The following is a 9,644-nucleotide window of genomic DNA, read 5'->3' as shown; positions in this document are numbered from 1 at the left end:
TTACGTCCAATGGACTTATGTAAAATCAATGTAATGTGAGTGCCCACACAAATTGCATGATAACTAATTGTTAAAGAACAACTTCTTAAAAAGAAGTCAGAAGTTAAATCTCATTCGTTTAACTTCGTTGCTGTAGGCCTTGCCCGAAGCGAGATGCGCATTCTACGCACCTGAGTGTTAATGTCAACATTTTATTTAAAGAATTTTCATTTTTTTCAAAAGAAAGTTTTTAAACGTTATGTTCAAGGTTTCACTATCAATACGGATAACTAAACCACTTAAAACTCGCTTCTCAGGTCTCCCTTAAGAAGTGGAGCGCATTTTAGGGATTTATCTCAAACGATCAAGTCTTTTTTTCGATCTTTTGTTTGTTCGATTAAAAATTGAACTTTATAACTAAGTTTTGTACTAATACATAGTTAACATAACTATTTTCTGTATAAATGATCAGGAGATATACAATGTTTTTTCACTTATATTGATTTTCTAAAAACAATAATATCTGCATGAATTTAGCAATATTTGCTGATTTAGAAAGATATCGAGACGTAACAATGAACAAATTAATTGTTTTGTTGTTAGTTTGCGGTTTAAGTACCGGTGCATTTGCAAAGGATTTTGCTCAATATAAACAAGAACGTTTAATCACTAAATTATTAAAACAACAAGTTAACCAACAAATATCATTAAAAAATAGTATTAGTTCTATTTTAACGATTTATCCAGAACAAGTTGATGTGGTACTAAAGGTAGCTTTAGATGAATATCCCTCTAAATATAAAGATATCATGTTAGGTGCAATGGAAGCCGAGCCTGTTTTAGCATGTGAAGTGATAGAAATTGTGCTAAATGCTAATGTAGCAAACGCCAGTGAAGTCGTATCTATTGCTGTACAAGCCGAACCTGCATACGCACAAGAAATTGTCAATGTAGCGGCTTTAAATAGTCCTGCTGATATAGAGAATATTGTTAGAGTTGCAATATTAACTGAACCTGTTGTTTCACAAGCAGTAGTAACGAATACAGCTAACTCTTTTCCTGATCAAGTGTTGTCGGTATTACTAGGTGCGATTAAAGCAGTGCCTGAAAAGGTTAGTACCTTTGTTAAACACACCATTGCACTCTTTCCAACTGATAGTGAAGCAATAGTGACACATGCTGTTAATTCGAGCGATAAAAAACATGCAAGTAAAATTGTTGATAGTGCTATTCAAGCTGGGTTGAACGAACAAGATGCCATTAATGCAGCTATTGCCGGTGGAGCAAAAGCGGAAAGGTTCGCTCAAAATAAATAACGATTATCTTAGATAATAAAAAACCAGCAAAATTGCTGGTTTTTTTAACTGTAATTTATTTCACATGTTATTGAATAAAATGTTTTGTCACATTATCCAATTTTTTCATGTTTTCAAAAAAATCGTCTCGCCCTGAATTTTCTGCAGAAAAAATCTGTTTAAACAAGTTAGCAAATTGCTTGTCTTGCTTTTCTAAAAGGCTGTCGCTTTGATGTTGTAATAGTTGTAGTTGTTTCACAAAGTCAAGTAAAGGTCTTAATGCTTTATCCTGACTAGGAGATTCGCCTGGTTCGGAGTTGGCCACTTCGTTATATGTTTGGGTCACTCTTGTGGTCTTACTTTGATATAGCTCCATCGAGAATTCTGATATTTGGCTCGTATCAAAGCCTAAATTGACTGCATGATTAAACGCTTTTTCTATGTCGCCTTTGAAGAAGTCTTTCTGCAAGGCATTCACATCTTTAATTAACTCAGCAATTGCTTTTTGTTCATCTTCGCTAATATCACCTTCAATGGTATAACTAAAATTACTCGCACGATATGCTGAATTTGAAGATGCAAACATCTCACCTTGTTCATTATCACGAAGGTATTTTTCGTTTTGCGCAACTTGCTGGATATCACTAAAGGAAATACTGACTTTATCGCCATCGAGCGTTGTGATCATAATATCACTCGTTCTTGAAGATGCCGCATAAAGCTCAGTAGTCATTGATGAAACTGAATTTTTGTTATTTAACGCGTTATCATCAGATTCTGTTGTGGTGTTTTCGCCTGGAAAATAGGACTGTTCTAAGTCATCTATCCCTTGAAATATAAGATCTCGACTTTTATCAATTCCGTCTGTTAATTCATCATCAAGCACGGCTAATTCTTCTAATTCACCCATTGCTTGTTCAAACCCTTGAGTCACACCACTTCGTGCTTGAGCAAACATATTTCCTAATTCTTCATCAGAACTACCTTCTTCTTTCGCTAAACGAATTCTTCCACCAATAAAGTTCAAGACATTTTCCGCGACTTTTGTAAAATCAAAGAGAGATTTGTTTTTCTCTTCTATTTCTTCAACGTCTTCGTCTGTTATGACTTGGCGGCTATTTGAAGAAAATTGCAGAGATATTGAGTGCTGAACCACTTTCATCGCTAACTTGCCATTTCCAGTTAATGCAACATTATCTAAAATTTCTTGGCGGTATGCTTCCAAAGGGTTAGATCTTTGCTGCTCATGACTTTTATGCACATGATTTCTATGAGGTATTTTCGACTCAACTACATTATCTACTTTGTTCATCATCATAATCTCAGGAAAGAGTTGTGTTTTGTTATCGGCAAAAAAAGAAAAAACTTAATGAAAGTTACTCACTTGCTATATTTATACTAGACAAAATTTTGATGAACGCTAAACTCTGCGCTCTTTATTCACCGTACTGTTAATAACAAACCTAAGGTAATTTCATGTTTAGTCATATAGATCCAAACAATTACGAAAATCAATTGCATAAAAAGCAAGAAGATATGACAAAATTATTCAGTGAATTCAACTTTCAAGGGTTTGATATATTTACTTCTGAGCCGATAAATTATCGTCAAAGAGCAGAATTTAGAGTATGGCATGATGGTGATGACTTGTACTACATCATGTTTGATCAAGTGACGAAAAAGAAATTTAAAGTAGAGAGTTTTCCTGTTGCCTGTACTTTGATCAACAAATTGATGTCAGCTTTATTAACGATAGTTCGTGACAAGCCAATGTTAAGAGAGCGACTATTTCAAGTAGACTTTTTAGCGACATTAAGCGGCGAAGCGGTTATTAGTTTACTTTATCATAAGCAATTAAGTGATGAATGGCAGCAACAAGCACTCTGGTTAAGATCACAATTAGCAAATATTTGTCCGATAAATATTATCGGTAGAGCAAAAAAGCAAAAAATCATTATCGAACAAGATTTTGTCACTGAGAAGCTAAATGTTGCAGGGCAAGAGTTGATTTATCAACAAGTTGAGAATAGCTTTACCCAACCCAATGCTAAAGTAAATGAAAAAATGTTAGCGTGGGCTCAAGAGGCAACTAAAGATAAAGGTGGCGATTTAGTTGAGTTATATTGTGGCAACGGTAATTTTAGCATCGCCCTTGCGGCAAATTTTGATCGAGTAATTGGCACTGAAATATCTAAAACGTCGGTCAAGTCAGCACAAATTAATATTGCTCAAAATAACATCTCAAATATTGATATTATTAGAATGTCGAGTGAAGAATTTAGCCAAGCAATGAATGGCGAAAGAAAATTTCGTCGTTTAGAAGGCTTTGATTTAACAAGCTACAACTACGACAGTGTTTTGGTGGATCCACCAAGAGCGGGCTTAGACCCAGACAGTATTGAGTTAGTCAGTCGATTCAACCACGTTATTTATATTTCATGTAATCCAGAAACATTAAAAGACAATTTAACCGAATTAGTTAAAACGCATAAAATAGAAAAAATGGCGTTATTTGATCAGTTTCCTTACACACATCATATTGAAACAGGTGTGATCTTAACAAAACGATAAAGCAACATTGTTATTGAACATCAAAAAACAAATCACTTAAGGTTTAGGCGTTTCAATCCGTTGCGCGAGTTCCATCGCACCTCGTGCAATAAAACGTAATTGTTGAATGGTGCGATAAGCGAGTTGTTCTCTGTCTTTTTTATCGGCATCTAATGCATCAGAACCTGCACTAAAAACAATAGTAACAGCCGCATTTGCTTGTAACGCCGCCACTTCAGCATCTAATTTGTTAGCTTGCTGCAAATAATCACAAAGTTCTAAAGTAAAATAACTGATTTCTCGGTTAACCGCGGCACGAAATGCCGGTGATGTACCTGAGCGTTCGCGTAAAAGTAAACGAAAAATATTACCGTTACTCTCGATAAATTCCATGAAAATACGCACAGAAATTTGTATGACTGAACCCCCTTTTTCAATACGTTGGCGTGCTTGGCGCATTAATTGGCGCAGTGTTAATCCTGCTTCATCTACTAAAGTAAGACCTAGCTCGTCCATATCTGAAAAATGACGATAAAATGATGTCGGCGCTAATCCGGCTTCTTTCGCGACCTCTCGTAAACTCAAACTAGAAAAACTACGGTCAGCACTTAACTGGCCTAATGCGGCATCAATTAATTGTCGACGTGTTTTTTCTTTTTGCTGCGCTCGAATTCCGCTCATGACTCTACCTTGGCTTATTTTTACCTTTAATATGATACTGAAATTAAAGCGTATTACTAGCAATTAAACGTTGGTTAAAAACGATGAATTATTCAAACTTCATTAAAGAGTCGAATTAATACTTGACTCATCTGGTATGACAACTAAAATAGCGTACACGTGTACACTGAAAGTTTTATGTAAAAATTATCCGGAATATTCATGAAAAAACCTAAACTCATTTGGTTGAATGTCGCTGTTTTCGTCATCACCTTCTTATTTGCAGCAATAGCTGTACCTTATAGAGCTATTACCCACGGTTTTGATAGCGCAGAAATAATTATGGCATTGTTGTGCTTCATCTACTGCGGCATGTCAATTACAGCTGGCTATCATCGTTTATGGTCTCATAAAACTTATCAAGCACATTGGTCATTACGTATTATCTACGCCTTAGGTGGTGCTTTTGCATTACAAAACAGTATATTGCATTGGTCTTCTGATCATCGAGTTCACCATAAACATGTAGATAACAATGATGTTGACCCGTATTCAGCAAAAAGAGGATTCTGGTATTCGCATATTGGTTGGATGTTAAGAGAATACCAAGCCCATAGATACACCAATTACGAAAATGTCCGAGATTTACAAAAAGATCCAATTGTTATGTGGCAGCATAAGCACTATTTATTACTCACTATATCTCTTAATTTTGGTATTCCGCTGCTGTTTGGTTTATGGCACGGCGATGTGATCAGCAGTTTATTATTAGTCGGTTTTTTACGGTTAGTATTAAGTCACCATACAACTTTTTTTATCAACTCTCTTGCTCATATTTGGGGTAAACAAACGTACACTGAAAAAAATACCGCACGTGATAACGGATTTTTAGCTTTTCTTACCTTTGGCGAGGGCTATCATAACTTTCATCATATCTTTGAAAACGATTACCGTAACGGCATTCGTTGGTGGCAATTTGACCCGACAAAATGGTTAATTAAAAGCTGTGAATATGTTGGCTTAACCTATAAGTTACGTAAAAGTCCTGAAGATAAGATTGAGAAAGCTCGGTTATCTATGATACTTAAACGTAGTCAACAAAAGCTTAGTGAACATCCTGACGCAGAACAGTTGCTTGAACGTTTGCAGCATGAGTACGATGCATTAATTAATAAACTTAATGCTTACTATGATATTAAAAAAACCTTAATCGCAAACAAGCGTGACAAACTCATTGCAGATGTTGAATGCTCGGAACTTGTCGCACAATATAAAGAATTAAAACAACGATTAATTGATCAACAACAAAGTTGGCAATTTTTTATCGAAAAACTCGCTTAAAAAACAATTTATTAGTTACCTAATCCCCATTTCCTGCTAAAATTTTTATATCCGTAGGAACTGGGGTTACAGTCTTGACTAAGCAAACATCTTCAACAAGTAAAAAAAGTAAAAAACAATCATTCGATTTTGATGCAATCATTATAGGTACCGGCCCAGGCGGCGAAGGTACGGCGATGGAGCTTTCAAAAAGAAATAAGAAAGTCGCAATTGTTGAACGTTACAAAGATGTTGGTGGCGGTTGTACACATTGGGGCACTATTCCTTCAAAAGCCTTACGCCAAAGTGTAAGACGACTAATTGAATACAATTCAAATCCATTATTTCGTCAACATGAGAAAGCCAAACATTTAACCTTTCCTGACATTTTACAACATGCTGCCGCAGTGATCAGAAAACAAGTACAATTGCGCAGTGGTTTCTACGATAGAAATAGGGTGGAACACATAGTAGGTGAAGCGTCATTTATTGATAAAAACACCTTACAAATACTCAAAAGTGATGGCTCGGTTGAACAAATAACTGCGGCACAAATTGTTATCGCCACCGGTTCACGTCCTTACCGTCCTGATGATATTAATTTTAAGCATTCTCGTGTTTACGACTCAGATACCATTTTAACTCTCACTCATGACCCTCGTTCTATTATTATTTATGGTGCTGGTGTTATTGGTAGTGAATATGCATCAATCTTTAGAGGCCTAGGCGTTAAAGTAGACTTAATTAATACGCGTGATCGTTTACTTTCATTTTTAGATGATGAAATGTCTGATTCTTTAAGTTATCACCTCTGGAACAATGGTGTTGTTATCCGCCATGGTGAACAAATTAAACGTGTTGAAGAAACAGAAGAAGCCGTGGTAGTTCATTTAGAATCGGGTAAAAAAATGCGTGCAGATTGTATGCTTTTTGCCAATGGTAGAACTGGCAATACCGCGGATTTAAAAGTTGAAAACGCCGGCTTAAAAGCTGATGGTAGAGGACAGCTGAAAGTTAACGATCACTATCAAACGGAAGTTGAAAATATTTATGCTGTGGGCGATGTTATTGGTTACCCAAGTTTAGCTAGTGCAGCTTACGATCAAGGTCGATTAGCGGCTGATGCGATGATAGATCAACAAAGTACAGCAAAATTAATTGCTGATATCCCAACAGGTATTTACACCATCCCAGAAATTAGCTCCGTTGGTAAAACAGAGCAAGAATTAACCGAAGCCAAAATTCCTTACGAAGTTGGCCGAGCACAGTTTAAACACCTTGCTCGAGCGCAAATAGCGAATAGCTTAGTAGGTTCATTGAAAATATTGTTTCATCGAGATACCAAAGAAATTTTAGGTATTCATTGTTTTGGTGAAAATGCCGCTGAAATCATTCACATTGGTCAGGCAATTATGCAACAAAAAGGTGAAGGCAATACCATTGAGTACTTTGTTAATACTACCTTTAACTATCCAACCATGGCTGAAGCCTTTAGGGTAGCTGCATTAAATGGACTTAACCGTTTATTTTAATTGAACGGTAAGCTATTAAAATTGGAAAACATTAAGGAAAACTCATGAAATTGATTACTTTTGCGTTATTAGGTTTAATGAGTTTTCTTTTGCTTACTGTTCAAGCTAAAGCCAATAAAAATAGTAGTGAACCTCAATTTACAGTGTATTTGGTAAGACATGCAGAAAAAGTATTAACGCAAAAAAATCCTCCTTTAACGCCTTGTGGAATTAAGCGTGCAGAGCAACTTTCAGTGATGCTTGAACAAGCAAACATAGCAACGATATACAGCACTGAATTTGTTAGAACAGAACAAACGGCTGCTCCACTAGCTCAAAAACTGAATATTCCAGTGCAAAGTTATTCACCAAAAGACTTAGCCGGTTTTGCTAAGCAGGTGAAACAAGAGAAAAAAAACACCGTGATTGTTGGCCATAGTAATACCACGCCACAGTTAACTTCATTTATTGCCAACACCTTAGTAAATGAAATAACAGAACAAGAATACCAAATGTTATATCAAGTACAATTTACCGGTGACAAAGCTCAATTAACGCTATTAAAACAACCATTAAGCTGCGAACAAGATTAATTAAAACAAGATAATCCCATCCATAAATAGTTTTGCTCAATAAGTAAAAGTTTTATTGATTAACCGGTACTTTTACTCGGCCGGCTTTTATTAATTTAATATTGGTGATTTTAAATGGTTTGCCCCATTGCTGAATTGTCATCATATTTTCCATTTTTTCACCCTGAATATTCACCACCGCACCATCTTGTTTAAAAGCTTTGTCTAAATTTAACGGTAGGAGTTTATCACCACTATGTGTGATCAAGCCGTAAAAACCGCCTTCAACATTCACATATTTTATTTTTGCCTGCTGCCATTTTGAAGTTTCATATTTCACATCACCGGTGTTTTCATCCTTCATTAATGTATCTTCACTTTTTTCAATCACGGCTTGAGTGGTGTTTTCAAGAGACTTTTCAGTTGATTGTTTTTGAGTTGCTTGGCTACAGCCCATGAAAAATAAAGCTAATAAAACCAGACTTACTGTTATTTTCATCATAATACCTTCCTTTCGAATACTGCTTATTACTTCGTTTATTTATCATTATTAAGCGACGATTGCTTGCCTAAGTGTACACGTCATTTAACTGACTCACATAAAAAAGGAGCCTATAAGCTCCTTTAATAAATTTATGTTTGAATTTTTTACTTATGGTAAGGCTTACTTTGTTCGTGTACCGCTTTGATAAAGTGCCCTGCATGCTCTGGATTAACATCAGGATGAATACCATGTCCTAAATTAAAGACATGGCCTGTACCGCCTTCTCCGAAGCCTTTAAGAATAGTAGCCACTTCTTCTTCAATACGCGCTTTCGGTGCATATAACATGGAAGGATCCATATTCCCTTGCAAGGCAACTTTATCGCCAATACGCGCTTTGGCATCAGCAATATTAATCGTCCAATCAAGACCAACGCCATCACAGCCTGTTGCGGCAATGCTTTCTAACCACATACCACCATTTTTAGTAAACAAAGTTACGGGCACTTTTCTGCCATCATTTTCACGGGTTAAACCGTCAACGATTTTCGCCATATATTGCAATGAAAAATCTTTATAATCACGTGGTGACAAAACGCCACCCCATGTATCAAATACCATTACAGACTGAGCACCCGCGGCTATTTGAGCATTCAAATAAGAAATCACTGAATCTGCTAATTTATCTAATAGTAAATGTAGCGTTTGAGGCTCTGCAAACATCATTTTTTTAATTTTCGTGAATGCTTTAGAACTACCGCCTTCAATCATATATGTCGCTAACGTCCATGGGCTACCTGAAAAACCAATTAATGGCACTTGCCCTTTTAATTCTTTACGAATTGAGCGAACAGCATTCATCACATATTGTAATTCACCTTCAGGATCTGGATGGCCAATTTTATCTACGTCAGCTTTACAGGTTATAGGACGCTCAAACTTAGGCCCTTCACCCGTTTCAAAATATAAACCTAATCCCATCGCATCAGGAATCGTTAAAATATCACTAAATAAAATAGCGGCATCTAATGGAAAGCGACGAAGTGGCTGAATAGTTACTTCGGTGGCAAGCTCAGTATTACGGCACAACGCCATAAAATCACCTGCATCTTTACGCACTTCTTTATATTCAGGTAAATAACGACCTGCTTGTCTCATCATCCATACAGGAGTGTAATCTACAGGCTGACGCAATAATGCGCGTAAATAAGTATCGTTTTTTAATTCAGTCATGAATGGTTTCCATTAAATCAAGTGCGCGCATTCTACCATTG

At 36.2% G+C, this 9,644-nt stretch carries 9 protein-coding genes; 5 read left to right on the top strand and 4 right to left on the bottom strand.

The genetic code is table 11. The features are described 5' to 3' along the window. The first annotated feature begins 554 nt into the window (after positions 1–554). Positions 555–1,295, top strand: coding sequence for a hypothetical protein (locus tag Q4493_RS05425; protein WP_303449971.1), 741 nt, complete (start codon positions 555–557; stop codon positions 1,293–1,295). Between the two features lie 67 nt (positions 1,296–1,362). Here Q4493_RS05425 and Q4493_RS05420 read toward each other — a convergent pair whose 3' ends face one another. Then, positions 1,363–2,589, bottom strand: coding sequence for a DUF5610 domain-containing protein (locus Q4493_RS05420; protein ID WP_303449969.1), 1,227 nt, complete (start codon positions 2,587–2,589; stop codon positions 1,363–1,365). 161 nt (positions 2,590–2,750) lie between these two features. Here Q4493_RS05420 and trmA point away from each other — a divergent pair, with 161 nt between their 5' ends. Beyond that, positions 2,751–3,845, top strand: coding sequence for a tRNA (uridine(54)-C5)-methyltransferase TrmA (gene trmA / locus Q4493_RS05415; RefSeq protein WP_303449967.1), 1,095 nt, complete (start codon positions 2,751–2,753; stop codon positions 3,843–3,845). A 36-nt stretch (positions 3,846–3,881) separates the two neighbouring features. On the opposite strand, the gene fabR is transcribed toward trmA, so the two are convergent. Further along, complete coding sequence (fabR, locus tag Q4493_RS05410; RefSeq protein WP_303449966.1) at positions 3,882–4,505, bottom strand: HTH-type transcriptional repressor FabR; 624 nt, start codon at positions 4,503–4,505, stop codon at positions 3,882–3,884. A gap of 201 nt (positions 4,506–4,706) precedes the next feature. Here fabR and Q4493_RS05405 point away from each other — a divergent pair, with 201 nt between their 5' ends. The 3 genes from Q4493_RS05405 to Q4493_RS05395 all read left to right on the top strand — a co-directional run bounded on the left by Q4493_RS05405 (position 4,707) and on the right by Q4493_RS05395 (position 7,908). Then, on the top strand, positions 4,707–5,825 hold the full coding sequence (locus Q4493_RS05405; protein WP_303449963.1) for a fatty acid desaturase: 1,119 nt from the start codon (positions 4,707–4,709) through the stop codon (positions 5,823–5,825). Between the two features lie 74 nt (positions 5,826–5,899). Continuing rightward, positions 5,900–7,336, top strand: a complete 1,437-nt coding sequence (gene sthA, locus Q4493_RS05400) for a Si-specific NAD(P)(+) transhydrogenase (protein ID WP_303449960.1) — start codon at positions 5,900–5,902, stop codon at positions 7,334–7,336. Between the two features lie 44 nt (positions 7,337–7,380). Further along, positions 7,381–7,908: a histidine phosphatase family protein gene (locus Q4493_RS05395; protein WP_303449957.1), complete on the top strand. Its 528-nt coding sequence runs from the start codon at positions 7,381–7,383 to the stop codon at positions 7,906–7,908. 52 nt (positions 7,909–7,960) lie between these two features. On the opposite strand, the gene Q4493_RS05390 is transcribed toward Q4493_RS05395, so the two are convergent. Continuing rightward, on the bottom strand, positions 7,961–8,389 hold the full coding sequence (locus Q4493_RS05390) for a hypothetical protein (protein WP_303449955.1): 429 nt from the start codon (positions 8,387–8,389) through the stop codon (positions 7,961–7,963). A gap of 146 nt (positions 8,390–8,535) precedes the next feature. Continuing rightward, the gene (hemE, locus tag Q4493_RS05385) at positions 8,536–9,603 is read right to left on the bottom strand and encodes a uroporphyrinogen decarboxylase (RefSeq protein ID WP_303449952.1); all 1,068 of its coding nucleotides are present in this window, start codon (positions 9,601–9,603) and stop codon (positions 8,536–8,538) included. Between the last annotated feature and the right edge of the window lie 41 nt (positions 9,604–9,644).

This window comes from Colwellia sp. 1_MG-2023, assembly GCF_030546755.1.
Taxonomy (GTDB): domain Bacteria; phylum Pseudomonadota; class Gammaproteobacteria; order Enterobacterales; family Alteromonadaceae; genus Thalassotalea_H.
This window is presented reverse-complemented; position numbering and strand designations above follow the sequence as displayed.

What these genes read in the sequence shown, in the direction of transcription:
- Q4493_RS05425 (WP_303449971.1), top strand. Translation starts at nt 555, where the DNA reads ATGAACAAATTAATTGTTTTGTTGTTAGTTTGCGGTTTAAGTACCGGT.
- Q4493_RS05420 (WP_303449969.1), bottom strand. Translation starts at nt 2,589, where the DNA reads ATGATGAACAAAGTAGATAATGTAGTTGAGTCGAAAATACCTCATAGA.
- trmA (WP_303449967.1), top strand. Translation starts at nt 2,751, where the DNA reads ATGTTTAGTCATATAGATCCAAACAATTACGAAAATCAATTGCATAAA.
- fabR (WP_303449966.1), bottom strand. Translation starts at nt 4,505, where the DNA reads ATGAGCGGAATTCGAGCGCAGCAAAAAGAAAAAACACGTCGACAATTA.
- Q4493_RS05405 (WP_303449963.1), top strand. Translation starts at nt 4,707, where the DNA reads ATGAAAAAACCTAAACTCATTTGGTTGAATGTCGCTGTTTTCGTCATC.
- Q4493_RS05395 (WP_303449957.1), top strand. Translation starts at nt 7,381, where the DNA reads ATGAAATTGATTACTTTTGCGTTATTAGGTTTAATGAGTTTTCTTTTG.
- Q4493_RS05390 (WP_303449955.1), bottom strand. Translation starts at nt 8,389, where the DNA reads ATGATGAAAATAACAGTAAGTCTGGTTTTATTAGCTTTATTTTTCATG.
- hemE (WP_303449952.1), bottom strand. Translation starts at nt 9,603, where the DNA reads ATGACTGAATTAAAAAACGATACTTATTTACGCGCATTATTGCGTCAG.